Consider the following 25,656-nt stretch of genomic DNA (forward strand, 5'->3'; position numbering starts at 1 on the left):
TGGGGATATTCAATGTTAAACCATTTAAATGATTAGATTATGGATTTCAAGAAAGGTATTGCCTACGTAGGTCTTTGTGATGTTGTAGGTGGCAGAATGTGGTTCTGCGTGTCTCCTGAAAAGAAGGAGAGCGAATATTTCTGGACGAAGAAGAAGTGCGAGAAATTCGTGCGTGATTCATTCTCCGGCAGTGACAGAAAGTATCTGCTTGCCAAGCTCAGAGAGTGTAAGGGAAAAGCAATGTTGTACAATTAAACTTATACGATCATGAAGCAGGTAATAGTAAGACTTAAAGGAGATTTCTACAGCATGAATACATATTGTAGTACTCTGAAGGAATTTTTAGAAAAGAGAAACCTGAAGCGCTCTGATGTTGCAGAGTGGTGGAAGGAGTAGCCTAACAAGGGGAGCTTGCATGCTCCTCTTCCATTAACCAATTAAATAGAATTATGGGAAAGATTACAATTTCACAGAAGGGAAGTAGAACTATCTACAGAGTGAACAGAAGAATCGTGTGCTATCGTGACGGGCACAAGTATTGTGTGGGCAAGTCATCATCTGGCAGCACCCATATCGAGTTAGATGCCTTGTCCGAGAATATTGCACACGAGAGATGCATTGAGATTTGTGAGCGCAGAATATCGGCAGAGACGAAATACAGCAATCCTGTCGCATACAACGCTCACAGAGTGCTGAATGCATTAGCCTAAAGATAGCCTCCGGGCTATCACTATAGCCAATTAAACAAAGAGAATTATGACACAAGTTAATTTAGGAACTCGCACGGCAAATTTACGTGCAGCTTATAGTGATTTGAAAGATGGATATACCATTATCGTTGGGAAACTAAAGATGTGGATATACACTTGTAAAAGATGCGGTCCGTCGTATGGCAAGGATTATATAGCCTGCGATCATTATGGTGGGCAGTGGGCAATAGGAGTAAATTTCAAGGATTTTACAGACCAAATGCGTAAATTTGGCGAAGGAAAACTTGCTTACAACAAAGAGTGGTAGCCTAAAAACGGAGGGAGCAATCCCTCTGACATTATTAACCAATAAATTATTAAGAATTATGAAGAAAAAAGAAATGTGGAAAGTACTTGGACGTGACGATTACGCACACAAGTCTCAAGAACTGAAAAAAAAGTGCGAGGAACTGGCGAAAGCTATATGCGATAAGCTCATTGAGCTTGACATGACAGAAATCTTCATCCCTCGCAGTGGTATTACCTTCAGAGTTATTACCGTGCAAATAAGTTGTATTAAACGCATTCTTCTTGCGCGAAAGAGTGGCACCATTTACTATTTGTTGCAAGAGTTTGGTATATGCGACATACATGCTGCTGATGACCTTAATGTGAAGGTTGGTCGCGTAGTAGATGCACTTGGTTTTGTTACTCACTTGGACGAAATATTACAAGAAATATCGAAGATTGAGGACAAAGAAGTCGCAGACATCGAAGCTGCTCTCAAGAGACTCTAACATCTATCATCCGTGAGCGACAGGCGCACATCGGGTTCGAGACCCGACACGGAACAATATTAACCAAAATTACAAGAATTATGAAGAGATATTACGTATCAGTCACAGAGACTTTAAACAAGATTGTCAGCGTAGATGCTGAGAGCGAGGAAGAGGCAGTAAAGAAGACACAAAAGGCCTACGATAATTGCAACATCGTCCTTGATTCTAATAATTTCGTAGACGAAGAAATAGAACTTGACTCTAATCAGGAGTTATATGCTGACAACGAAAAAGAGCAGGGAGGAGATGTTTATCAGCATATCGACTAGCCAAACGGGGAGAGTAATCTCCCTACCAATAACCAAAACATAAGAATTATGAATGAAGACAGAATCCTAGAGATGTTCTTCGAGAAAGCCAGATGGCAGTATGCCATTGAGAAAGGCTTATTCAAGGACATGGACAAAGCAGTAATGTATCAGCTGACAACACCAAAGGCTCGTCTGGCTATGTATCAGAGGATCAAGAGCGGCAATTACAAGATAATGCCGCCACATACAGCAAAGATTCCGAAAGACAACGGAGATTTCCGCACGGTCTACGTGAATGAAGCTGTAGACAGAATCCTCTTGAGCATAGCAAACGACCTCTTGTTCGAGCTGATGCCAGAGATGGTGCATCCACGCTGTACGTCATACCAAAAGGGTATCGGCTGCGGTCGTGTGGTGCAAGATGTTTCTCGGATAATATACTCGGCAGATGGTAAAATCATCGGATGGAAAGGTGACTTCTCCAAGTACTTTGATTCTGTGCCCATTCGGTTCATCGATTGGGCATTCGACAAGGTAGAGGAGAAGCACGGAAAGTCTGCGCTGATAGATGTCATCCGTGACTACTATCACACAGACATCTATTTTGATGAGGATAACAACCTCTGCGAGAAGTATCAGTCCCTCAAGCAGGGATGTTCTGTTGCTGCATGGCTGGCTGACGTCATACTCTATCATCTTGACGACAAGCTGTCTAAGCTTAACGGATATTACGTCCGCTATTCAGATGATACGCTGTTTGTCGGTGAAGACTATGAGAAAGCCATGGATATCATGAAGAGCGAGCTGGAGATGATGCAGATGACGCTCAATCCGAAGAAGGTTGAGTATCTTGACGCTAATCACTGGTTTAAGTTCTTGGGATATTCCATCAAGGGTCCCAATATCTCCCTGTCGTCCACACGTATCAAGACCTTTCAGAAGGAGATTGAGAAAAGGACGATAAAGAAGCGTGACACCACGATGACGAAAGCCATCAATTCAGTAAACAGGTATCTCTACAAGGGATATTGCGACTACTCATGGGCCACTCAGGTTCTTCCGGTCATCAACGTGAAAGAGGACATCGACAAACTCAACGCATTCGTCATGGACTGCATCCGTGCGGTCAAGACAGGCAAGAGAAAGGTCGGTGGTCTCGGATACGTGAAGACTCAGGCTGTAGGTTGCATAGACCGAGGTCGTGGCAGAAACGTGAAAGCCAACAGGAGTAAGACAGAGAGCGAAATCAAGGGGTATCTATCAATCGGCTGTGCTCAGAATGCCTTGCGGACGAGCAGGGCAGCGTACAACACATTGGTGAATACTCTGTAGATGAGCATCCTAGCGCAAGGATTTTGCCGAAATGAAGACACAAGGTTTTAAATATCCCGGTTGCGGAGTGCATGGACCTCATCTCAATGAGATGGGTCCTACGCTCGTCCTAAACCGGATATTATCAATCTGATATAGCTATGCGCAGTATCTTCTGACCGGCAGACTCTGTAACCGAGCACACGGACGTTGGAGAAGGACGGACAGATTCAGGCGACGCCTCTATAACATCATCTGAGGGAACCGAGTTATCCAAGTTTGCAACTTGAGACACCTCGGGCCCCTCGTATGACGCACAAGGCGTAGCTCATCAACGAAGTACAGAAATGTGCCAGTCCGTATGACTTCCACAGGTGGCGCACACCACCAATCCCTGACGGATGACTGAAGTTTATGAAACAGGTCTCTTAACCAGACTCTGGATCCAGGACGTCGTCGTATACTACTTACGACGTCCCAGGATCCTGAGTCTGGCGAATCCTGTGTCAAATCAGAATCATAAAGTATTGTGCCGAGCCATCGGTCAGAGAATAACCCAAGCACGAGGGTAGTCTTTAGAGGAGAGTGAATTTATGAGTGACTGTTGTGCTCGCCGGCTGACGCTGGGGGTTCCCAGCGTCAGCCGGCGCTTATAACAGCCCTCGAATCAAGCTGCTACAGCTACGTGCCACGCTCTCAGATAAAGACAACGTTATTGCCAAACGAGGTACACGAGGAGGAATCATTTATATCACGAGCTTTGTAACTCGCGGGGAGACATCCTTAGAGCAACGATGCTCCCCGCGATATCAGCTCCCTCAATCGTCAAGATAGAGGAAGGCAACAGCCCTATGAGTGTACCTACAAACAACCATGTGAATTGCATCACGACTTATCAAGAGTATGAGGTTTTATATCCCGTGAGTGGTATACCTGCCGCCTGCCGTTATCCCCGCAGGCGCAGGTATCCAAACACGGGATCGAATCAAGAACATATATCCATGCAACATAATACATGAGATAAGTCATGCGCATTGCAGCGATGTCTGACAAGTTCTGAGAGTTCATCGAGCGTTTCATTGATTCTGAAGCCAAGGATGGGGAAGCGTACGCTTCCTGAGGTTGGCTTCATAACAATGCCACGCCCTTAATCAAAAACTTAAAGCAATGCAACGTATCAGGTTGAGTCAGACTAGGTTATTGCGAGCCGAATTGTGCGCAAGGAGAATAGATTGTACAATACGGTATCAATCATCCTGAGCATCCAGGTGATTACCTGGATCCGTCAGGACTCAGATACAGTATTAATCAAGACCTTATAGTTACGCAACAGATTCTCTGAGCGCACTCCTATTTACCAATATTTAAGAATTATGAACAGCAAATTACTAAAGAAGCTTGAGGAAATCAAGAAAGAGTACGAAACGTCAGAAGTTTGCATGGGTGAGATGCTTGATTCTATAAGTGCAGACGGATTCTCTATCGAGGATGCTAACTGGTTGTATATGCGTGCAATGGAGTGGGCGAACGGAGATAAATTCTATATCCACATCGGAGAAGACGAAGATGTACTGAGTAAGGAGGAACTCGAAGAAGCCAATTTGATAGTGCTAGAATAAGCACTATCCCTATTAACCAACACAATAGAATTATGACATACGACGAGATTATCAATGCAGTTGAGAATGGTGCTAAGTTCACCATCAACTTCCAGAAGAGAACATGTAGGGTGAATGGTAAGATAGTAATGTCCGAGGAAGATAAGCCGAAAGATACACCTTACCTGACTCATGCAGTAGTCCTGTTCGCAATAGAACAGAGATATAAGGCATACAAGCATTCTGTGCCTTCGGAGCGTTCTGAATCCCATCACCGCTACTATTTCAAGTCTTTGCCAGAGAAAGAGCTCTCAGACGAAGATATGATGTATGGTGAGCGACGGGAGGTAGCTAGATGTAAGCTTGAGCTATACATACTGATTCAGCTTCTAAGAGGCAACCTTGCATGGGAGAACAGATGGGGAAGATGGTTCTGGAAGTCCGAGAACGACAAGGACCTGGTTATCCTCAGAGACTGGGTTGAGCCAAACAAGGGTGGGGCGTAAGCCTCATCCACTAGAGTTAAATAAATTTTTAGTAACCAATTTAAAATAATTAGAATTATGAAGCAGATTGTAACAATCACTGGTGAAAACTTGAACATCGTAACAAAGAACGTAGAGACTACAGCAGCTACCGGTAAGAAGACCAAGGCGCAGATGCGTCTCGAAGCTCTTAAGGCAGCAGGTGTTGATACTAGTAAATATTTCCCTCTCGGTGACGACCAGCTTATCAAGATCGAAAATGGCGCAGCAGTTCCTGTAGACATGGACGATGCAACCATCGATGCGGTAGGCAAGCAGATTGTCGAGGGTGGATACGTAAGTAACTGGAAGCTGTTCCGTCGTTGGGTGATGAGCCAGATGTTTCACATGTTGCGAGACATGGAGAAGGACGGAAAGTCATTCAACGAGGTGTTGCAGCGCAAGGGCTACGAGTATCAGTGGCGCATGCTTGAAAATGAGTTCTACGCTCAGATGAAGATGTGCGAACATAAGGACTACGAGAACATCAAGGCGAGAAATCGCTGGTTCAACGGAGTTGTAGCACACGATATGGCTATTGACTATATTAACAAGCTTCGCAGCTATATTGACGACAAGTGCATCTACACTACCAAGATAGACAAGGATGGAAAAAAGAAGAAGACATACAAGCATACCTGCAAGGGTAATCCTTATATCCGTCTTCAAAACGAAAACATCTTCGTCGCTGACTTGGAGAGAAAGGTATACAATCCTCTCCGTGACCTTGCCAACAAGATGAGTGCTGTAGAAACCTACAAGGAACTCTACGATGCCGTTCGCAAGTTCAACAAGAACCGCAAGCATCTCGCGTGGGATACCAAGCAGGCTGATGCGTTCATTACTGCCTACAAGGGTTCAGGTTCCTACTACACGATGAGAAACCTCATCATGTTCCATGGAGCAAGATTCATGAAGAACGGACGAAAGATGTCAGAGACCAATTCTCTGAAGGAACTTGAGTCTAAAGCCAAGCTCTACGATGAAGAGGGTTGGAAGATGCTCGGTGTACTCAAGCAGCTTATCAAGGACAATAATATCAGCGTCCAGGGCAAGATTCTTGAGTGGAATAAAGACAAGAGCGAGAACAAGTAATTATCAGTAGGACGTAAGGTTCGCCGCCTAAAGAATGGTGGCTCGGCAGCTTGTGTTTACAAGAGCTTCTTCAACGAAGGATCTCCTCCAGTAGCTACTGGAGGAGATCCTTCGAGCTAAAGCTCTCTAGATCGAACTTATAGAGTAAGGCGCCAGCCGGGGACCATTCTAGCCAAAAGTCGGTTACTGATTCGGTAACCGATTCAATGTCTAACCAATAAAATGAAGGATTATGAAAGAGATTAATGTAGACACAAGAAAGTATATTAAGGCTCCTATTGATGGAAAGAATGTCGTTGAAGAATCACTTCTAGATTCTATCTTTGATGATTCGCAATATCTTAGCAACAAGTTCTCCTTGGGATTTGTCAGAGGTGTACCTACGATGATAGAGTATAATGAAAACTATCTATCTATTAAGAAGCTACGCCCATGGAGCACATCAGAGTGGGGCAGAGATATTGTCAAACGGCTAACAGGCGAGTCCAATAATAACATATATTGTTACGAGACGAAGCAGTATCTCGACGAGCGTCAGGCAGAGCCTTTAATCTATACATTCTTTCTGGGTATAGACTACCTTACTGTAAGATTTCACTACAATGTAAAAGTAGATGTCGATTAGCCAACATGTCAGTCGTTAGCAGCGGCTGACTCCTTATCATAACTAAATTTTGTTTAAATGGTTCAAAACCGGTCTGTCGTGAGACACGCCGGTTTTTTGTTCCCCAAGTTTAACCAATCAAATTAGAATTATGAGTAGAAATTACTGGACATTAGGTAAGGAAGGAATGAAGACTCGTCTGTCAAAGGCACAGGCAGCTTACGAGAACGCATTGGAGAATGTAGAGAACCTGCACGTCAAGATCAGTGATGGCAACAACAAGTTGGGAGCAATCCCATCCGTATCGCTCATTCCGGTCATGGATTGCGGTAACTGTGCAATCTGTGCCAAGAGCTGCTACGACCTGCGCAATGACATGATTTACAAGGAGGTCATCAAGACGAGAGCTATCAATTCTGCCATCCTCCACGAGGATCCCGAACGATACTTCAATGAGATTGATGGCTACCTCAACTACCGCTATCCTAGAGCATTCAGATTCCATATCGGTGGTGACATCCAGGACAAATGGTATCTTGACAAAATGTGCGAGATTGCTCGCAAACATAAGGATACCAAGTTCCTGGCGTTCACGAAGATGTTCGATGTGTGCAACGAGTACCTCGATGAGGGCAACGTAATCCCTGAGAACATGCATATCCTATTCAGCGGATGGCTTGGTCTCAAGATGGATAACCGCCACGGATTCCCGGAGGCGCATCCTATCTTCGAGAGCGGAACGTCTGCTCCGGAAGGGACACGCCTGTGTACCGGAAACTGCACAGAGTGTCTGAAGGAAGATAGGTTGTGCTGGTCTATCGGGAAAGGACAGGCGGTAGGATTCCTCGCACACTAGCCAAATGCCCTCTTCGGAGGGTACTATGTTTAACCAATTAAAATTTTGAATTATGGCAACAGCAAGAAGAGGTACAAGAATGCTCAAAGCTTCTGACATCATGAAGAGAAAGGGCATTGTCCAGAAACAGATGGACATGGACAAGTTCAACGAGGTTGTAGAGAATTTCTTTATGACCCATGAGCCTAAGGAGACGATTCTCCTAACTCCGAAGAGATTCATCGAGATGGATAACCCGCCAGAGGGAGACTTCATTGACTATCTCGACGTGAACATATGGGCAAAGAAGAGTGAGGACCTGGATGATCCGTTCGACTTCACCGACTATCAGTTCATGAAGAAGAACGGAATGCTCCGTCCTATCCTTATGGTGAACGAGCCTTTCATCGGCAATGCTGCCGGGTGGCTGAGAGATTTTTGTGGATTCACTGTGAAGAGCAGAACACGAAAGAAGAAGAAGGAATACATCGTGTCTCTGCCGGTGTAAAGCCGAACAAGGCGTGGAACATTATTGTTTCACGCTCCCAGTATTAACCAATAAAAATTAAAAATATGAATGATTTTTTAAAATTAGCAGAGGATTTAGGATGGAGTTATAATGTTGACGATACACCTAACGAAAGAGGTGAGGTTTGCGTCGAGTTAGAGAAGTATTCCCCACAAAACCAAGATTTCATCGCCACAATTTGGTTCGAGAATGGCAATAAGTCTGACTTCATGGATAAGTTGTATCAATATTATAGCGACTTCGATCCTGACGAGGAAGCCAGTAAATGGATTGGCGAGGATGGACATGGTGCTAACGGCGCGCCATACAAATTATCGGATATTTTGCAAGATATGGAGGATTGCAAGGATATGCTACTAGATTTATGGCACGAGTATTTTTACGATGAGTACCCAGAAAATCGTCCAAATGAGACCGACGAAGGGAAGCGACTCGCAGGAGAAATCGAGGAGAAATCCGGAAAGTATTACCACTCGTGCTCTCTACAGAATTATCCGAGCGGTAAGTATGGCGTTATCATTGATGGCTGCCAGAAGTTTCTGTCGGAATGCAAGGAAGAGGCATTAGCCTATATGAAAGGCGTGCTTACGGGTCTTGATATCGAAAGAAAAGACTAAGCCAAACAAGCCTGCCGGAAACGGTGGGCATCAAGTTAAACCAAAACATTAAGATTATGGATAGAAAAGTATTGAAAGACAAGATTGATGAGTTGCGTTCAACAGCAAAGATGGAACTTGCATGCACCATCCGTGAGATAATGAGAGAGCACAATGTGAGCAGAAAGGTGTTCGATTGGCCTGTACTTGCCGGCGACAACAGGGAGGTGAACATCGTAGAAGTAGGCGACAGCGATACAGCTATCCCTATCATTCATAGCCGATGCACTTCTGTAGGGTTTGAGTTCCCGGAAGCAAAAGCTATCGATGACGATATACCAGTTGACCTTCTTGCAGACATCGCTACTAGTCTGAACGACGAGCTGAACGGCTATATTGGTGTCTATGCTGCAAAGTATAAGATTGCCTACAATGATGGAATTTTCATTCCTAAGGAGAATCCGTACGTATTCCGGGCAGAATCATATAAAGATGCATTGGATGAGGCGGAAGACTACATGCGTGTGTGGAATGACCATAATGGTTCTACCCTAAGACTCGTATCAGTCGAGAAGCAGACTGCTTCGGAAGGTTAAATTAGCGTTAAAAACGGCAAAGACGATGGTTTATATTATAAACTTTTCGTATCTTTGCCACTAGTAACCAAAATTATAGAATTATGACAGAAGAAATAAGAATCAAGACAAGAGATTGGGAGAGACTTCTTAGCTACACACAGCAGCAGAAGTACAAGACTGCCATCAAGCAGGGTTGGTTCGCCAATTATCACAGCAACGCCTGGAGGCATGACACGTTCTATGGCGCATACATCTGGAAATATCCGAAGCTTATTAAGGTTGTAAGGATGTTCGAAGAGATGCTTGGACATAAGCCATTATGGGAAGACATCACAGACGACAATCTGCGCGACCTCTTCGAGAAGATCCAGGAGAACTACGCTCCTAACTCGGCAAGAACCGTATGTGCAACCATCAAGGCTGTGATACGTGAGAACGATGCTACCAGGGAAATTCCTAGTCCTACGTTCGGCAGAATACTTAGAGCGAAGGCTGTGCCGGTCCAGTCTGTATATCTCTCTGATGAGGAGATAAACAGAATCATAAAGTACAACCCTCACGGGAAAACAAAAAGATATGTTCAGAGAATGTTTATCATGGAATGTCTCTGTGGCGCACGTTACAGCGACTGCCAGAGAATGACGGAAGAGAACATAGATGATACCGGACACTTCCTCGTGTATGTTACTCAGAAGACAAAGACCGAGGTAAGGGTTCCACTTCACAAGAAGCTCCGCAAGTTCCTCGTATGCGGTACTGGTGACGAGCCTCTTCCGGGTGAGATAGGTGAAAGGACGTTCAATAGAGCACTCCGCGATATCTGTCGTGACTGCGGAATAGATACGAATACAAAGGTGTTCAAAGCTGGAAAGGAAGAGACCGGAAAGAAGTATCGGTTCGTATCATCCCATACCGGCAGACGCTCGTTCGCAACGAATCTCTCAAAGAAGGGAGTGCCGTTGGAGCAGATTGCCGTCATGATGGGACATACTAGTAACGGTATGCCGAATATCCAGATGACACAGCGCTATATCGTCGGTAAGACCGAGATTGACAGCAATACACTGAGATTGTTCGGCGTCTATGAAGAAGACCTCGATAACGGTATAGATGAGGATTAAGCTAAAACTGGAGGTGGTTAGAAGCCATCTCCTGCCATTGTTTAACCAATTAAAATAATGAATATGGTAGAAGATTATACAGTAGAAGAGTTGAATAAACTCATCAATGAGTGTCGGAAGAAGTACGAAAAGCTAGAAAAGGAGACCGTTATGAAGGCTCTGACTGGCGAGATTGGTACGAACTCCGCAATGGTGGAAGAGTTGGAGATTCTCAACATCCACTATCACGATGAAATGGATGAGTACGATATCACTGCACCTGACCTGAATCCAGATCTTATCGATAACTTCAAGAGGGCAGAGCGTGATGGCAAGAACGTCATCTTCGAGGCACAGGAATATCTTAAGATCCTGGGAATGTGCGAAGAAATGTTCAACCAGAAGCTATGGGTCAACGAAGATGGCCACATATGCGATGAAGAAGGTAATAGACTTTCCGCCGACAGAGAGCATCGTGTTTTCGAAGTTGTTAAGTGCGGGAAATAAGATATTTCTAGTTTTTCATAGCTAGATTGTTTAAATGAGTGTCCTCTCTTGCCCGTGAGGGTAGGAGGGGATTTTTTTAAACGGCCCCGATTAGCCAAAAATAGGGAGCTTCGGCTCCTGCCAATTAATAACCCATACAGCCCTCGACAGCACGGTTAAGTCATTAGCGAATGGCAAGAGAAACAAAACATATTACACTTCTTGATGACGGCGAGAGTTTACTATTCGACATTAGCAAGTGCGATAATCTTGGAGAGGCGATTCTTGCTGACTACATATATTGTCCAACTGACGAGCAATTAAAAGAATCGATTTCCCTTTGCTTTCCAGATAACGCTTCTCATCAAGAAATCTCATTCAAGGAACTAAAATCGAAATTTTCGAAAGTTATTCCCGGCAGAAGAAATGTGTATTACGTGGCTGTTTACAACGAGAACCACGAAAAGATTGCGGTCGTTACAAGCAACTTCTTCGGTCGTCCAGGATTGTTTTATGCAAATTCAAGAATTGATGCCGACTTGTTTGGAGATAAAGATGAGGCAGAGGAACTAATAAGGAAAGTTGAATCGAACGGAATTTGTAACAAGCAGCGATATTTAGCTATGAAGAAAGAATCTCCTGATGTACAATACAAGATAATAGAATGGAAGTTCTAGACCACAACTAGCCGCTTATCACTTAACAGATAGGCGGCTATTTTATTAAGATAACCACCAAAAAGCAACGAAAATCACACTTTTTTCTTAAACTACGTTAATTGTAAATATTCTGTACTTTAATGAATATTGCAATCAGCTGTTTTTACTTCGCTTGAAACATCTAGCTATACCAGTATCTTTAAAACGTTTGTCCTCACTTTTTACTTTAATAAGTACGGTTTATGGTGAAAACAGAAATATTGCACGGAATAGAAAATCGTCGTATCTTTGCAGTGCTTGTTAGTAGTTGCGCACTAAGCAGCGGACATATTGAGTATATTTAAGTGATTATTCACTTCCCTATACGAAACCCTATCCAGAGTTCGGAGCGCAACACGAACAAAGGATAGGGTTTTCTTCCTTTTTCGGTCTGACAGGTAGTCTTGGTGGCTTGTCGGCTAAATACACTCGGCTACACAGACTTTAAACCCACGTCACAAGAGGTGCATGGTGACACCGCAGGAACTGAAGGCAGAAGGCGGGCAGGGCTAGGCGTACCTAGAAAGCTGCTTAGATTAGGTGCTGTACGATTTGGCAACCGATCCGACCGAAGGGGCTCATTATACTGGGTTCATGTAACTTCGAGTGGAATATTCCTACCAAGCTCTCATCGTTTCAATGACTGATGGGGGTAAGGGGGAGAACCACTCTCTCAGAGGTCTATTGCCTGTTTCATATAACCTTTTTAAAAAAGAATATTAATATCATAAATTGTAGAGATTATGAAGTATGATACAAGACAGATAGGAATAAAGTCCCCTGACGGCTTGCTCGTAGAGAAATGTAGGATGCCACTTGATGAGCTTACTAACCGCCGTATGGCGTTATGTAACAAATTTAGAGAAGATATGAATAATCTGGCAACCGAGTACGCAGTAAGAAATTCCAAGTTTCGTGTTGGAGATATTGTAAAAGTCGGAATCGGTAGTCCTATATATGAAGATATACCTTGTGAGATTATAGAGGTGCTTGGTAGCTATAAAGCCATGATGGCACAAGGACGCCCGGCAATCATGTATGTTGTCCAAGATTACAATTCCAGAGAATGTCACAAGGTTGCGCAAGATCAGATTGTCTGCAAACTTTCATAATGTCAGGAATATGACATTTAGTTAAATACTACAAACATTAGTTCTATGGCAAGAATAACAAGAAACAAAGCTGCCGAGATACTGGGAGTATCAAGACAGACTATCAGCAACTACATCAAGGAAGGCATCCTTGGAAGCTACGTAGGTGAACACGGCATCCTGTATGTCAACAGCGAGGATATCGAGAAATATGCTCAGAAATACAAGATGATTGCAGCAAACGAGAAGATGATTGACGAGAAGCTCAAGGAAGTCGAGTATCGCAAGCGCGCAATCAACGTAGAGCTCACTGAACTGAGAGACAGAGCTACCGCAAACGGCAAGCTGGCTGCAAACGCCGTAGGCATGCTCTGTTCGGTGTAATTAATGCAATGTCACATCTTGGTGTATTACCGAATCTGACCTATCGTGAGTCCAGTCTTCTCAAGGACATCATTAACGGAATGACCTATGACGAACTGTCAATCAAGTACGGCGTGTCTGCAACGAGAATCAGGCAGATTGTAGAAAAGACTTGCAATAAACTCACCTACAACGAGGATATTGCCATTGCTGAGCTCTCAACGAACAGAACCTTGCAGTATGAGGTTGAGCGCCTGAAGAAGGTAATCAAGTCGCTACAGGTAAGCTTCGACGAATACCGGCGCGCGAAAGGAGACAAGCCTGTCAGTAGCGCAGTTCTTCCTCCGCTGATCCTTTCCAGGGATTTAAAGGACTGTGGCTTCTCTGTCCGCATCCTGAATGCACTCAAAGGCTTCGACGTATATACCGTAGGCGACTTGGTTCGTAATCTCCGGGGAAGGTCAGAGCTTATGAAGCTCAGGAATCTTGGCAGGAAGAGCGTCTGGGCTATCCTTGACTTCGTTGAGGAAAACAATCTCGACTTCAAGGAGAACGGAGAGTCTGAGGAAGACTTCTACATCAGACTCAATAACAAGTTGTCAAACCAAAAAGATTAAGTATATGAAAATAAGACTAAACAAGTGTACTGACCGTCTGGAAATCAGAACCGAAAAGAGAATGATAGCCTTCAGTTGCGATATTCTGAAAGGTTCTTATTACCTAGTACCGACTGTAAGATTTGACGTCAGTAGGGCATACGGAGAGAAGAGCATCTGGTTCTTCTTCCTAGGTGCTTTTGTGTTGATTGATATTTTTAAACCTTAATTCCGCAACACTATAATTTAATATTTTTTATAAGCACCTGAGCAACAAAAAGTTGCTCAGGATTTTGCCATGTCAGAAATTTCACTTATCTTAGTGTTGCAAATAAAAAACAAATAAAACTCTGAATGACATGGCAAAAGTACAAATAAAATCTGAGAAACTCACTCCTTTTGGAGGAATTTTTTCTATTATGGAGCAATTTGATGCTCTTTTAGCTCAAACCATAGATTCCACCTTGGGATTGAGATGCACTATGTTTGGTTATCAATATAGCGAAATTCTACGCTCTCTGATGTGCGTATATCTTTGTGGCGGCTCATGTATTGAGGATGTTACAACTCACTTGATGAAACATTTGTCTCTTCATCCAACTCTTCGCACTTGCAGCGCAGACACCATATTGCGTGCTATCGAAGAACTGACTTGTAAGAACATCACCTATAAATCTGCTTCTGGCAACTCCTATGATTTCAATACTGCAGACAAGATGAACTGCTTATTGATCAAAGCCCTGCTTGCTACTGGTCAATTGAAATCCGGTCAAGAGTATGATTTTGACTTTGACCATCAGTTCATTGAAACAGAGAAGCATGATGCAAAACCAACCTACAAGAAGTTCCTGGGCTATAGTCCAGGTGTGGCAGTCATTAACGACATGATTGTCGGTATTGAAAATAGAGACGGCAACACAAACGTGCGCTTCAACCAAAGAGAGACTTTGGAAAGAATCTTCAAGCGACTGGAGGCATCAGAAGTATATATATCCCGTGCCCGCATGGATTGCGGCTCATGCTCGGAGGAAATCGTAGATATGGTAGAGGCCCATTGCAGGCATTTTTATATTCGTGCCAACAGATGCTCTTCCTTCTACGATTCCATGTTTGCCTTGACTGGATGGAAAACTGTTGAAATCAACGGTATTGAATTTGAGCTGAATTCCATCCTTGTTGAGAAATGGAAAGGAAAACCGTATCGTCTTGTCATACAGAGACAAAGGCGAATAGAGGGAGACCTTGACATTTGGGAAGGCGAATATACCTACAGATGTATACTGACTAACGATTACAAGTCGAGTGCAAGAGACATTGTGGAATTCTACAATCTTCGTGGTGGCAAGGAACGCATCTTCGATGACATGAACAATGGCTTTGGCTGGAATCGGTTGCCAAAATCGTTCATGGCACAGAATACTGTATTCCTGCTTATGACAGCTTTCATCAGAAACTTCTACAAAGCTATTATGCAGAGATTGAAAACCCATGAATTTGGATTGCGTGCCACCAGCAGAATCAAGACCTTTGTGTTCAAGTTCATCTCTGTTCCTGCAAAATGGATTAAGACGTCACGTAGGCATGTATTGAACATTTATTCAGACAACTATGCTTATGCCAACCTGTTCAAGACAGACTTTGGTTAAAGGCCATGCTTTTCTGGTTAAACCGGCGTATTACCTCAAGTCGCTTTATGGGGTAAGGGAATTTTGTGTTTACGACGTTTCTGTTATGCCCAAGGAATATGTACAATAAAAGAATTTTTGTCGTTTTACAAGTAAATTCCCACGAAACCCTATAGGTTGCGGATTTGAGGTTAAAATAAAAGACTAAGTATATTTTTTTAATTTTTAAACATTATGAGTGTAAAAAACATTATTTTGGCATCAGTACTCGCAATAGTAGTACTCGCCGCAGGTTCAGTTATCGGTTGTTATTTCCATTACAACAACCAGGAAATCTCACTTCGCCAGCAGTCAGAGGCTCAGCGTGGCAAGATTGAGGGTGTTCACGACAAGATGTGGAAGGTTCTTCAGCAGAAGGCACAGGTTACGGATGAGTACAAGTCCGCATTCGAGTCCATCTATCCGAAACTTATCGAGGGCAGATACTCAAAGGGAGACGGCTCTCTTATGAAGTGGATCAAGGAAAGTAATCCTAACTTCGACGTTTCGCTCTACAAGGACCTCATGCAGTCCATAGAGATTCAGCGCTCCGAGTTTCAGACATCACAGGAGAGAATGCTCGATATCATCCGTGAGCACGAGACGCTCGTGAAGACATATCCGGCGAAGTGGTTCATATCTGACACCAAACCTATCGAATACAAGGTTATCTCCTCATCCAAGACAAAGATGATCATGCAGCTTGGAGAGGATAACGACGTAGACCTGTTCAAGAAATAACAGCTTATGGAAATATTCATATTCCTAATCCCATTCGTGGTTGCTGCTTTCCTGTTGATTTTCTTCAGGAAGCAGACCACCTGGTGGGAATACGCAGTACTCATTGTTCCTTCCATCCTCATAGGTATCCTCATGGAGTTCGTGTTCAAACAGTCAAATGCTGCTGACACGGAGTATCTCGGAAGCTACGTTACAAGAATCCGTCATTACGATGCCTGGAATGAGTACATACACCGCACGTGTACAAGGACCGTTGGAAGCGGAAAGAATCAACGTACGGAAACATACGATTGTTCGTACGTAGACAATCACCCTGAACGTTGGACTTATTTTGATGCTAGGAACAAGGAAGAATACTTCATGACCGACAACGAGTTTAATGTAGTCAGAAAGATTCTCGGAACCAAAAGCGTGTTCATTGATATGCACAGGGATTACTACACTAAGGATGGCGATGCTCAGGAATGGGCGTGGGATGGTTCCATTGAAAACTCGTACACATTATCTTCTGAGCACGATTATAAGAATAAAGTGAAAGCCTCACGTTCTATTTTCAAGTTTGAGGATATTGATTATCAGCAGGCACGAAAGCTTGGACTGTTCGAGTATCCGGATATCGTTCTTTATGACCAGGACCCTGTGCTTGGACTGAAGATCCCGAAGAATCAGGAGAAGGCGATGAGATGGCTGAACGGATACTATGGCGAGCGGAAGCAGTTTAGGGTGTTCGTCCTGTTCTTTACGAACAAGCCGGAAGAAATCGTTGAAAAGCAGCGCTCATACTGGCAGGGCGGCAACAAGAATGAACTTGTCGTGTGCGTCGGTATTGACAAAAACAAGAATGTCAAGTGGTGCAACGCATTTTCATGGTGTGATAGCCCGGTCGTAGGCGTTAAGAGTAGAGACTGGTTTATGAGCAATCCTGTAAATCTCGAAAAGTACGCCGAGTATATCGGTCCGATTGTAGAAAAGGAATGGCACAGAAAGAACTTAGAGGATTTTGATTATCTTACCATAGAGCTTACCGACGGGCAGTACTGGGCTATCATTGTTCTCCTGCTGATATTCAATATTGTAATGAGCTCCTGGATTATTTCTAACGATTATAAAAACGATTTGTAGCGTATGAAAGAAAGATTAAAAATGATTTTCGACCGCATCGACATCTTTGTCGTGTGCATTGTCATCGGGCTATGCTTCTGTATTGTGGAAGCCTTTCTTGGAATCTGGAACATGTTTGCTGATTGCTTCTTCATAACTCTCCTTGCTACCGTATGCTGCTACATCCTCCGCTGCAAGGAGAAGCTTCAAATAGAGCTGATAGAGACAAAGGAGAAGCTGAAGGAGGCAGAGAAGAATGCAAATGATAATCTCTTACAGCTGCATCAATATTCAAGATATGCTAGTTTAGTATGCCTGTACAGGAATTTATGGAGAGAAAAATGCCGCTTAGCGGAGGCTAAGGTTCTCTACTGTAAGAGAAAGCTTACTACAAGTGGCCTATTGGAACATATGAGGATTCGCGAGGAAAATATGGCCGATATCGAAAAATGTATCCAACGAAATATAGTCGATTTCGAAAAATGTATCCAACGAAAAAAATGACGAATACAATAAAAGCATGAACAACAAGTAATTTCTTGCGTATCTCAGTTTTTTTGTATATTTGTATCTGAATGCTGTATGTGAATTAAGGCAGAGCACTATTTCGCTGCTACTCTCTTTCCCGGCGTCTGACACTTACCCTATGTCGACGCCGGGTTTTTCTTTACTGTTTATTCAGATAGTCGATGACTTTTCGGTTCGCCTCGTCAACTGCCTTGTTGTCGTATTTGACATAGATGGCTGTAACCGTCTTCTCCCATACGGAGTGTCCCAGTGCTCGACCGATTGTTTCGAGTGAAATACCTATCTCTGACGCAAACGTCGCCCAGCTATGCCTGTTGTAGTACGAAGAAATCTTGCTGTCGATAGGGTGAGGTGATGACTTTCTCATATCCTTAGGATCCTTCGGGCCAATCCTTCTCAGCGTACGGTTCATGTTGTTCGTGAAGTGGTCCACGTCGAAAGTTCCTGCGTCTTCGAAGAACCTGAGCAGGTACTGCGGCTTTCTGCTGCGGTATCTGCTTATTATCTCCATAGCCTCTGGCTCAACCTTGATGTCGTACAATCTACCTGTCTTGTTTCGGTAGTAGCTTATCCTACCATTGTGGAAATCCTCCTTCTTTAGTGTCAGGAGGTCCGAAACATTGATACCTATGAGGTAGAACCCCAACATGAAGAAATCGCGGTACAGAGCCTGCTTGCCGTGTAATTTGGCATCCCTAAGTTCTCTCATCTGCTCCAGTGACAGACAGCGCTTCCTGGTTTCCTCCTTTTTGAGCTTGATATAGTGGAACGGAAAGTTCTGCGTCTTACCATCATCGATGGCCTTCTTGAATACTGCCTTGATGTGTGTGATGTCGTTCGAGATACCATTGGCCTTCCTTCCCTTATCCATCTCATGCCTGATGAACCCTTCAAGCCAGTCCTTGGTTATGGTGTTGAAACTGCACTTACCGTCGTATGCCTCTACGCATCGGTATGTCCTATCGTAGCTTCTCCTGGTATTCGGCCTATCTCTTGTCTCAGCGAATGCCTTCATGAAACTGAGGAACGGAGACTTGTCTTCTTTCTTTGCTCCCGTACAGATCTCCTTCAGATGTTCCTTCATCATATCCGGCGACTCGTCATGATGGTCAAGGGCATAGCTCTCACACTTGGCATACAGCTCAGCAAGTCTTCTCGTCTTCGCTTTTGCTGACTTATCAGACTTCGGAAACATCATGCCGGTGAACTTCTCGGTTGTCTGCAACCCGGTATAGACATAGAACCTCTTTGTCATGTGGGTTACTGAGAAAAATACCTTGTTTGTCTTTGACTCTACATATACCTTCATAGCGATGATTTCTTTTGTAATCCTTCAATCTACATGCAAGCCACACTTGCATATTACTTGCAAAAAGTAACCTCAGATTACCTTAAATTACCTTTTTGTGGCATTTTTATGTAAAATAAAAGGATTGTTATTTTACTACTATTGCTGATACACAGAGACTTACATAGTTAGGATGCCCAATTTTGTACTGTAATCATTCCTTTTTATTATTCTGTACTTTTATTTTTGTTTTTTTATTACTACTATTAATGCCTTGAAAGAATCGAGTTGTTAGTCTAGACTTTTCAAGAAACGCTCACCCTGCGGAGTACGAAGCCAAATGGCAAACCCCAGTGCAGGTACCAATATAATGGAAAATATAATTGTTAAACCTTCTCCCATGATTCTACTTTTTAATTAATACCTTATTAGCAATATATGCAAAAAAGCCAAGTAAGGAATAAACCAATAATTATACTGGTAATATTGAAGATTTTTAATTCGCCATCAGCATATATCGTGACGGCATTACCTGCAACCATGACCAAGAAACATGTCTTGGCAAGGTCGTAGAAAAACTTTCCGAGACATTCTCGGGCAGTTTTGTTTCTTTCTTTATCTTCTCTTTGCGTCATTGCAATTTCTGTTATTCTGCTGCAAAATTACAAAAAAATATTTGAAACACAATGATTTATTGGCAAAAGTTACTAATTTTTAGTTAAAAACATGGTGGCTTTTTGTTATTTTGCAGAAAAGTCTTACTTTTGTAGGCTGAAACGGAGAAAATGCAGCATTGATTCTGTGTTTTTCATGTTAAGAAAATGATATCGATAACAATATGAGACAACAAAATAGAAAAGGAAATTTTAATAAGCATACCAATAATGCTTATGGCTACGGAAACCCAAATGAATATGAGCATTATAAGGTAGAAAAGCCTGCTCCGTTGCTGGAATGGCTGATGGAGAATGTGAAGGGACCTAGCAAGACTAAGGTGAAGCAGACTCTGCAGGGTAGAGGAATCAAGGTAAATGGCAAAACCATTACCCAGTTTGATTATGCCCTGAAGCCGGGTATGAAGGTGAGTGTGAGCAAGACAAAGAAGAACCAGGAGGTATTTAAAAGCAGATACCTTAAGATTGTTTATGAAGACAGATATCTGATTGTTGTCGAGAAAAACATTGGTATCTTGAGTATGGCAGCCGGTCATTCTACTTTGAATGTGAAAACGGTACTTGATGACTATTTTCATAAGACTCGCCAGAACTGCCAGGCGCATGTAGTACACCGCCTGGACCGTGATACATCAGGTTTGATGATTTATGCCAAGGATAAGCAGACGGAACTGGCTTTGGAGGATGATTGGCATCATAATGTGTACGACCGTAGATATGTGGCTCTGGTTTCCGGAGAGATGGAAGAAGATGAAGGTACCGTTGCCAACTGGCTGAAAGATAACAAGGCCTACATTACTTACAGTAGTGATACGGATAATGGCGGTAAGTATGCTGTTACCCATTTCCATACATTAGAGCGTACAACGGCTCATTCTCTGGTGGAGTTCAAACTCGAAACGGGCCGTAAGAATCAGATTCGTGTTCATACGGCCGATATGGGGCATCCGGTGTGTGGTGACATCAAGTATGGTAATGGTGATGATCCATGCCAGCGCTTGTGCCTGCATGCCTATGTGCTGTGTTTCTATCATCCCGTAACGCATCAGCCTATGGAATTTGAAACTCCGATACCGGCTGAATTCCGCAGGGCGTTAAAGAATGATCGTTAATAGGGTGATGAATACAGATTGGTAGTTTATACTATATAATAATGTGATATGAATGATTTTGGATATTATGCGCTGGTATTGGTAGTCCTTGTTGTAGGACTGTTTGTCTTAAAGAAGGTGGCTACCTGCATGATTAAAGCAATGGTAGCTGTTGTTATGATAGCCGTGCTGGCAGTTCTTTACTGGCTCTTCTGTTGATAGTAGAGTTGTATGATGATGACGGGATAAGATTTTAGATATTTTTGATTGGTAAATTGGTTGCAGTTGTCTGGGTGTAAACTTTGGATGGCTGCAACTTTTTTATAGTGGTATTTAAAGAGATATAAAGTGATATTTAAAGGTAATATTAAATGGTAGGGAGAAATATAAAACAAAAAAGAGCATTTCTGTTAAGAAATGCTCTTTTTTGTACACCCTTAGGGATTCGAACCCTAGACCCACTGATTAAGAGTCAGTTGCTCTACCAACTGAGCTAAGGGTGCAACTATTTGTTGGTGACTCCGCAAGGATTCAAACCTTGAACCTCTTGATCCGTAGTCAAGTGCTCTATTCAGTTGAGCTACGGAGCCAAAACCGTTTGTTTCAGTGAAGCTTTGATAGGATAGTGACTCCGCAAGGATTCAAACCTTGAACCTCTTGATCCGTAGTCAAGTGCTCTATTCAGTTGAGCTACGGAGCCAATTCTTATCTTTTGTACACCCTTAGGGATTCGAACCCTAGACCCACTGATTAAGAGTCAGTTGCTCTACCAACTGAGCTAAGGGTGCAACATTTAAAAGCCTCATTTCTGAATTGCGAGTGCAAAGGTACTACTATTTTTTGATTCCACCAAATTTTTTCGCAACTTTTTTCGAAAAAAATCAATTTTTCTTCATCTTGAAGGTTCCTAACGTATGCTTGTACCCCTTCTTGTTGATGCTTACCACGCGGTAGGTACCCTCCTTTAAGTTTCTAACATCTAGCGTGTTATCTTTTGCATGGAGGTACAGAATATCGCATCCTTGCAGGGTCTCGACCATCAGAACGTCAAAAACGAGATTTTTGGTGGTTTCTGCTAGATATACCTTCTTTCCGTCACATTCGAGTAATTTCGCAGCTCCTGTGTTTTTGGCAAAAAGTGGATTCTCTTCCTCTTTTTCTTGGGTTGGCTGGCTTTCGATGCCATATCCGTCCATTGAAGTTACGGCAACAAACAGATGTTTTGCATCAGGATTTTCTATTTTGAACGAATTTCCTATGATTCGTGCGGCAACCAGGTTGCGTGCATCGGTGATGTCAACCGGATATTTCTTGCTCGCGTATACATTATTATATATATAAGGGGTTGCGATTTTAGTGCCATCTGTATAGTTTGAAGGATTGCTCCAGGAAACTGATACCTTGTTATCGGTGGTGATTACCGATAATTGTTGTGGCTGTTCTGGTTGGTTCTTGCTTGCCCAAGTCATCGGCGGAACCAATGATGGGTATGGATTGAAACGTTGGGTAAAGTCGAGAATACCCTGTTTGTTGTCCAGGAGGAACTTGTTTCTGAAGAATGCATATCCCATTCCGAGGTTTCGGATATGATACATTTCTGCCGTCACGTCATTGATGTTCCACTTTCCTTCTTTCGGATCGAGAAAGTAGATGCCCAGTCCTGGAACCACAATCTTGCCATGGCTCTGTTCCTGCCAGTCGATGGCAAACGGATAGAAGTGTTCGTTCTTGAAATACATCATAGGGAAGAGCTCGTCCATCAGACCGCTCTTGAGCCAGCCCTGTGCATCCTGGCAGACCTTCGTGTATGCATTCCAGCCAAAGCTCCGGTATCTGCTCAGGTCATCATACTTTCCTACAGGTGAGCAGCTCATTTTTACCCAAGGTTTTTCAGCCTTCACTGCATCGTGAATCTTTCTTACGATGTTGGTGATATACCGGCGTCCCTGTTCCCGGCTCACTTTGATGTTCCAGGTTTCAGGGTAACGGATGTAGTCGAGGTGAATACCGTCAACATTATATTTATGTGTAATTTCCCTGCAGATGTTTGCCAGATAATCACCTGTCCGACTGTTTTCCGGATCCATGTATCCGTCTGCTCCAATCTTCTTGATGAGTTTCGGCATCTTCTGTCGGAGGGTTTTGCAGCCGAGTGCGTTCCATTTTCCTATAGGGATGGTTACCACCCAGGCATGCAGTTCCATACCGCGCTTATGGCATTCGTCGATGGCAAACTGCAGGGCATCATAGCCCGGACTTCTGCCCGGAAATCCTGACAGGCATCCATCCCAAGGTTCGTATGCCGACGGATACATCATGGTACCTCTTACGCGGGTCTGTATCAGTACGGTATTGATTTTAGCCTGATGTAACCGGTCCAGTATATCCGTCAGTTCCTTTTTCTGCTTTTCGGCAGAATAAGAAGACTGGGCATAAGAGTGTGGCCAGTCGATACCTCCTATGGTTGTCAGCCATACAGCTCTTACTTCATGTTTCGGCACCTGGTTATTGAACACGATACTCTGGGCTTTTGCAGCCAAAACAGAGCATAAAACGATAAAAAATATCTTAAATCTCTTCATAATCTTACAATTTGGCAACAAAGATACCAATATTTTTTTTTATTTCAAATAAAAATATTACTTTTGCGGTTGAAATATTAAAATAAAGTGCATTTTGCACCGAAAAGAGAGAAAATTTTAAGCAATAAAAGAAAAATGGTCAGTTTCGTTATTAGTTTGGTCGCCCTTGTATTGGGTTACCTTCTTTATGGAAAGTTTGTGGCGCATGTGTTCGGTCCTGATGACCGCCCTACGCCTGCAGTGACCAAAGCCGATGGGGTCGACTTTATGGTACTGCCTAGTTGGAAAATCTTCATGATTCAGTTCCTCAACATTGCAGGAACGGGTCCTATCTTCGGTGCCATTATGGGTGCCTGGTACGGACCGGTGGCTTATCTGTGGATTATCTTCGGGTGTATCTTTGCAGGAGCCATGCATGATTACATGAGCGGTATGCTCAGTATCCGTAACGGTGGAGCTGGTTTGCCGGAATTGGTAGGTAAGTATTTGGGTGGACGCACCAAGAAAGTGATGTTGGTCTTTTCGGTACTTTTGCTGATGATGGTGGGAGCTGTGTTTGTATACAGTCCGGCTATCATTATGAGTGGCATTTGTAATACGGATGCATTCTGGGGCAGCCAGATGTTTTGGATTGTCGTGATTTTCGTTTATTACGTCATTGCTACATTACTGCCTATCGATAAGATTATCGGTAAGGTTTATCCGCTCTTTGCTTTCTCGCTTCTCTTTATGGCGGGTGCTCTGATGATAGGTCTCTTTGTGAAGTGGCCTTCATTGCCTGAACTCTGGAGCAATTTGCAGAGTTGCAATCTCAATGAGAATCCGGCTTGGTTGGGAACGGAGTCTTTTGTACAGAAGAGTCCGATTTTCCCTTGCCTCTTTATCACGATAGCCTGTGGTGCCATCAGTGGTTTCCATGCTACGCAGAGTCCGCTCATGGCCCGATGCATGAAGAATGAGAAGATGGGTCGCCCTATTTTCTATGGAGCCATGATTACAGAAGGTGTTGTTGCCTTGATATGGGCTACGGTTTCCATGTATTTCTTCTACTATGGTGGATGGCGTGAATGCGTAAGTCCTGAGGTGGCTCAGCAGTTTATCGCTCAGTTTGATGGCGGCAAGTCGCTTATCCAGAACTTCGATGCGCCTACCGTTGTGAAGATAGTATGTTCCAGCTGGTTGGGTGTGGCTGGTGGAATCCTGGCTCTGCTGGGTGTTGTTGCAGCGCCTATTACCAGTGGCGATACGGCTTTGAGAAGTGCCCGTCTGATTATCGCCGAGTTTATCGGTTTGGAGCAGCGCTCAATGCGCAAGCGTCTTTATATCTGCGTTCCGTTGTTTGCTCTTACGGTGGGCATTCTGGTTTGGCAGATGGAGAATCCTGATGGTTTCAATATCATCTGGCAGTATTTCGGCTGGGCTAACCAGACGCTTTCTGTGTTCACTCTCTGGACATTGACGGTTTATCTGGTACAGCAGAAGAAGCCTTTTGTGATGACGCTGGTTCCTGCCTTGTTTATGACCGTGATATGCTCAACCTTCCTGCTCATTTCGCCAACAGCTTTGGCTTTGGGTGAGAGCCTGGCTTATACGGGCAGTGTCATCATTCTGGTGATTGCCTTGGTATGGTTCCTGGGTTGGTATCGCAGTTATCAGAAGAAACAATAGATTTATATATAAGTATTAATCAATATACGTAAATTTATATGATACGAATGAAAAAATTAGCTATTGCAGCATTGGCACTTGTCGTTTCGACAACTGCCCATGCTCAGTTTGAAAGTGGAAAACAGTATATAGGTGCGTCGATGACGGGCTTAAACTTGAGTTATAATGGCTCTCAGGACCTCAATCTCGGTATTCAGGCTAAGGCTGGATACTTCGTAGAAGACGATTGGATGCTGTTGGGGCAGGTAGAATATAATCATTCTGGTCTTGAAGGCGTGAAGGATTATTTCTCTGTCGGTGCCCAGGCACGTTATTATATCGAGCAGAATGGTCTGTATCTGGGTGGCGGCGTAAAGTTGGCTCATTCCGGAGGTTATAATGATTTCATGCCAGGGGTAGAGGTAGGTTATGCTTTCTTCCTCGGCAAGTCGGTTACCATTGAGCCAGCTATCTACTACGATCAGAGTTTCAAGAAGCATGTAGATTATTCTACCGTAGGTTTGAAACTGGGTATTGGTATTTATCTCTAAACTGCT

General features: G+C 43.4%; 32 protein-coding genes and 4 tRNA genes. 30 read left to right on the forward strand and 6 right to left on the reverse strand.

Translation table 11 applies throughout. The annotated features are described in order from the left end of the window. Positions 1-39 precede the first annotated feature (39 nt). The 26 genes from KUA46_RS03975 to KUA46_RS04100 all read left to right on the forward strand — a co-directional run bounded on the left by KUA46_RS03975 (position 40) and on the right by KUA46_RS04100 (position 17,793). On the forward strand, positions 40-255 hold the full coding sequence (locus KUA46_RS03975; protein WP_218487778.1) for a hypothetical protein: 216 nt from the start codon (positions 40-42) through the stop codon (positions 253-255). Between the two features lie 12 nt (positions 256-267). After that, positions 268-396 carry a hypothetical protein gene (locus KUA46_RS03980; protein WP_256625095.1) on the forward strand — a complete coding sequence of 43 codons (129 nt, stop codon included), beginning with the start codon at positions 268-270 and terminating at the stop codon, positions 394-396. A gap of 53 nt (positions 397-449) precedes the next feature. Beyond that, positions 450-710 (forward strand): hypothetical protein, encoded by a 261-nt coding sequence (locus KUA46_RS03985; protein ID WP_218487777.1) that lies wholly within the window; start codon positions 450-452, stop codon positions 708-710. 46 nt (positions 711-756) lie between these two features. Then, positions 757-1,017: a hypothetical protein gene (locus KUA46_RS03990; RefSeq protein ID WP_218487776.1), complete on the forward strand. Its 261-nt coding sequence runs from the start codon at positions 757-759 to the stop codon at positions 1,015-1,017. Between the two features lie 58 nt (positions 1,018-1,075). Further along, positions 1,076-1,486 (forward strand): hypothetical protein, encoded by a 411-nt coding sequence (locus tag KUA46_RS03995; protein WP_218487775.1) that lies wholly within the window; start codon positions 1,076-1,078, stop codon positions 1,484-1,486. 80 nt (positions 1,487-1,566) lie between these two features. Continuing rightward, positions 1,567-1,797, forward strand: a complete 231-nt coding sequence (locus tag KUA46_RS04000) for a DpnD/PcfM family protein (protein WP_218487774.1) — start codon at positions 1,567-1,569, stop codon at positions 1,795-1,797. A gap of 48 nt (positions 1,798-1,845) precedes the next feature. Further along, on the forward strand, positions 1,846-3,111 hold the full coding sequence (locus KUA46_RS04005; RefSeq protein WP_218487773.1) for a reverse transcriptase domain-containing protein: 1,266 nt from the start codon (positions 1,846-1,848) through the stop codon (positions 3,109-3,111). 1,352 nt (positions 3,112-4,463) lie between these two features. Next, a complete protein-coding gene (locus tag KUA46_RS04010) occupies positions 4,464-4,709 on the forward strand; it encodes a hypothetical protein (RefSeq protein ID WP_218487772.1) in 246 nt (81 codons plus the stop codon). A gap of 32 nt (positions 4,710-4,741) precedes the next feature. Next, positions 4,742-5,194 carry a hypothetical protein gene (locus KUA46_RS04015; protein ID WP_218487771.1) on the forward strand — a complete coding sequence of 151 codons (453 nt, stop codon included), beginning with the start codon at positions 4,742-4,744 and terminating at the stop codon, positions 5,192-5,194. Positions 5,195-5,251: 57 nt separating this feature from the next. Beyond that, a complete protein-coding gene (locus tag KUA46_RS04020) occupies positions 5,252-6,307 on the forward strand; it encodes a ubiquitin carboxyl-hydrolase (RefSeq protein WP_218487770.1) in 1,056 nt (351 codons plus the stop codon). 232 nt (positions 6,308-6,539) lie between these two features. Beyond that, positions 6,540-6,932 carry a hypothetical protein gene (locus KUA46_RS04025; RefSeq protein WP_218487769.1) on the forward strand — a complete coding sequence of 131 codons (393 nt, stop codon included), beginning with the start codon at positions 6,540-6,542 and terminating at the stop codon, positions 6,930-6,932. A gap of 130 nt (positions 6,933-7,062) precedes the next feature. Beyond that, complete coding sequence (locus KUA46_RS04030) at positions 7,063-7,767, forward strand: GP88 family protein (RefSeq protein WP_218487768.1); 705 nt, start codon at positions 7,063-7,065, stop codon at positions 7,765-7,767. 52 nt (positions 7,768-7,819) lie between these two features. Beyond that, a complete protein-coding gene (locus KUA46_RS04035) occupies positions 7,820-8,254 on the forward strand; it encodes a hypothetical protein (protein ID WP_218487767.1) in 435 nt (144 codons plus the stop codon). Between the two features lie 65 nt (positions 8,255-8,319). After that, a complete protein-coding gene (locus KUA46_RS04040; RefSeq protein ID WP_218487766.1) occupies positions 8,320-8,892 on the forward strand; it encodes a hypothetical protein in 573 nt (190 codons plus the stop codon). A 56-nt stretch (positions 8,893-8,948) separates the two neighbouring features. Further along, positions 8,949-9,467, forward strand: coding sequence for a hypothetical protein (locus KUA46_RS04045; protein WP_218487765.1), 519 nt, complete (start codon positions 8,949-8,951; stop codon positions 9,465-9,467). Between the two features lie 83 nt (positions 9,468-9,550). Continuing rightward, positions 9,551-10,570: a site-specific integrase gene (locus KUA46_RS04050; protein ID WP_218487764.1), complete on the forward strand. Its 1,020-nt coding sequence runs from the start codon at positions 9,551-9,553 to the stop codon at positions 10,568-10,570. Positions 10,571-10,627: 57 nt separating this feature from the next. Beyond that, positions 10,628-11,056 (forward strand): hypothetical protein, encoded by a 429-nt coding sequence (locus KUA46_RS04055; RefSeq protein WP_218487763.1) that lies wholly within the window; start codon positions 10,628-10,630, stop codon positions 11,054-11,056. A gap of 170 nt (positions 11,057-11,226) precedes the next feature. Beyond that, a complete protein-coding gene (locus KUA46_RS04060) occupies positions 11,227-11,712 on the forward strand; it encodes a hypothetical protein (RefSeq protein WP_218487762.1) in 486 nt (161 codons plus the stop codon). 764 nt (positions 11,713-12,476) lie between these two features. Further along, entirely contained in the window at positions 12,477-12,845 is a 369-nt protein-coding gene (locus tag KUA46_RS04065; RefSeq protein ID WP_218487761.1) for a hypothetical protein, read from the forward strand. Between the two features lie 45 nt (positions 12,846-12,890). Next, positions 12,891-13,208 (forward strand): helix-turn-helix domain-containing protein, encoded by a 318-nt coding sequence (locus KUA46_RS04070; RefSeq protein ID WP_218487760.1) that lies wholly within the window; start codon positions 12,891-12,893, stop codon positions 13,206-13,208. A gap of 8 nt (positions 13,209-13,216) precedes the next feature. After that, complete coding sequence (locus tag KUA46_RS04075) at positions 13,217-13,804, forward strand: DNA-directed RNA polymerase subunit alpha C-terminal domain-containing protein (protein WP_218487759.1); 588 nt, start codon at positions 13,217-13,219, stop codon at positions 13,802-13,804. 4 nt (positions 13,805-13,808) lie between these two features. Beyond that, on the forward strand, positions 13,809-14,012 hold the full coding sequence (locus KUA46_RS04080) for a hypothetical protein (RefSeq protein WP_218487758.1): 204 nt from the start codon (positions 13,809-13,811) through the stop codon (positions 14,010-14,012). A gap of 130 nt (positions 14,013-14,142) precedes the next feature. Then, positions 14,143-15,429: an IS1380 family transposase gene (locus KUA46_RS04085; RefSeq protein WP_434725798.1), complete on the forward strand. Its 1,287-nt coding sequence runs from the start codon at positions 14,143-14,145 to the stop codon at positions 15,427-15,429. A 213-nt stretch (positions 15,430-15,642) separates the two neighbouring features. Next, entirely contained in the window at positions 15,643-16,188 is a 546-nt protein-coding gene (locus tag KUA46_RS04090; RefSeq protein WP_153079820.1) for a hypothetical protein, read from the forward strand. A gap of 6 nt (positions 16,189-16,194) precedes the next feature. Continuing rightward, positions 16,195-17,310: a hypothetical protein gene (locus KUA46_RS04095; RefSeq protein ID WP_218487746.1), complete on the forward strand. Its 1,116-nt coding sequence runs from the start codon at positions 16,195-16,197 to the stop codon at positions 17,308-17,310. A 3-nt stretch (positions 17,311-17,313) separates the two neighbouring features. Beyond that, complete coding sequence (locus KUA46_RS04100; RefSeq protein WP_218487747.1) at positions 17,314-17,793, forward strand: hypothetical protein; 480 nt, start codon at positions 17,314-17,316, stop codon at positions 17,791-17,793. 163 nt (positions 17,794-17,956) lie between these two features. Here KUA46_RS04100 and KUA46_RS04105 read toward each other — a convergent pair whose 3' ends face one another. Continuing rightward, on the reverse strand, positions 17,957-19,126 hold the full coding sequence (locus tag KUA46_RS04105) for a tyrosine-type recombinase/integrase (RefSeq protein WP_218487748.1): 1,170 nt from the start codon (positions 19,124-19,126) through the stop codon (positions 17,957-17,959). A gap of 817 nt (positions 19,127-19,943) precedes the next feature. Between KUA46_RS04105 and KUA46_RS04110 the strand changes: the two genes are divergently transcribed. After that, the gene (locus KUA46_RS04110; protein WP_022120709.1) at positions 19,944-20,891 is read left to right on the forward strand and encodes an RluA family pseudouridine synthase; all 948 of its coding nucleotides are present in this window, start codon (positions 19,944-19,946) and stop codon (positions 20,889-20,891) included. A 48-nt stretch (positions 20,892-20,939) separates the two neighbouring features. Next, positions 20,940-21,089, forward strand: coding sequence for a hypothetical protein (locus tag KUA46_RS04115; RefSeq protein ID WP_022120708.1), 150 nt, complete (start codon positions 20,940-20,942; stop codon positions 21,087-21,089). Positions 21,090-21,300: 211 nt separating this feature from the next. Here the strand turns inward: KUA46_RS04115 and KUA46_RS04120 are convergent. From KUA46_RS04120 to KUA46_RS04140, 5 genes are all read right to left on the reverse strand, one after another. Beyond that, positions 21,301-21,373 (reverse strand) — tRNA-Lys (locus KUA46_RS04120). A 10-nt stretch (positions 21,374-21,383) separates the two neighbouring features. Next, positions 21,384-21,460 (reverse strand) — tRNA-Arg (locus KUA46_RS04125). 36 nt (positions 21,461-21,496) lie between these two features. Continuing rightward, positions 21,497-21,570, reverse strand: a tRNA-Arg gene (locus tag KUA46_RS04130). A 15-nt stretch (positions 21,571-21,585) separates the two neighbouring features. Next, a tRNA-Lys gene (locus tag KUA46_RS04135) sits at positions 21,586-21,658 on the reverse strand. Positions 21,659-21,751: 93 nt separating this feature from the next. Next, entirely contained in the window at positions 21,752-23,452 is a 1,701-nt protein-coding gene (locus tag KUA46_RS04140) for a glycoside hydrolase family 10 protein (protein ID WP_218487749.1), read from the reverse strand. Positions 23,453-23,587: 135 nt separating this feature from the next. On the opposite strand from KUA46_RS04140, the gene KUA46_RS04145 reads away from it, so the two are divergent. Both KUA46_RS04145 and KUA46_RS04150 read left to right on the forward strand, forming a co-directional pair. Next, on the forward strand, positions 23,588-25,120 hold the full coding sequence (locus KUA46_RS04145) for a carbon starvation CstA family protein (protein ID WP_117693140.1): 1,533 nt from the start codon (positions 23,588-23,590) through the stop codon (positions 25,118-25,120). Between the two features lie 38 nt (positions 25,121-25,158). Then, positions 25,159-25,650 carry a porin family protein gene (locus KUA46_RS04150; protein ID WP_218487750.1) on the forward strand — a complete coding sequence of 164 codons (492 nt, stop codon included), beginning with the start codon at positions 25,159-25,161 and terminating at the stop codon, positions 25,648-25,650. The last annotated feature ends 6 nt before the right edge of the window (positions 25,651-25,656 follow it).

Origin of the sequence: Segatella copri, from assembly GCF_019249765.2 — a bacterium.
Taxonomy (GTDB): Bacteria; Bacteroidota; Bacteroidia; order Bacteroidales; family Bacteroidaceae; genus Prevotella; species Prevotella copri_K.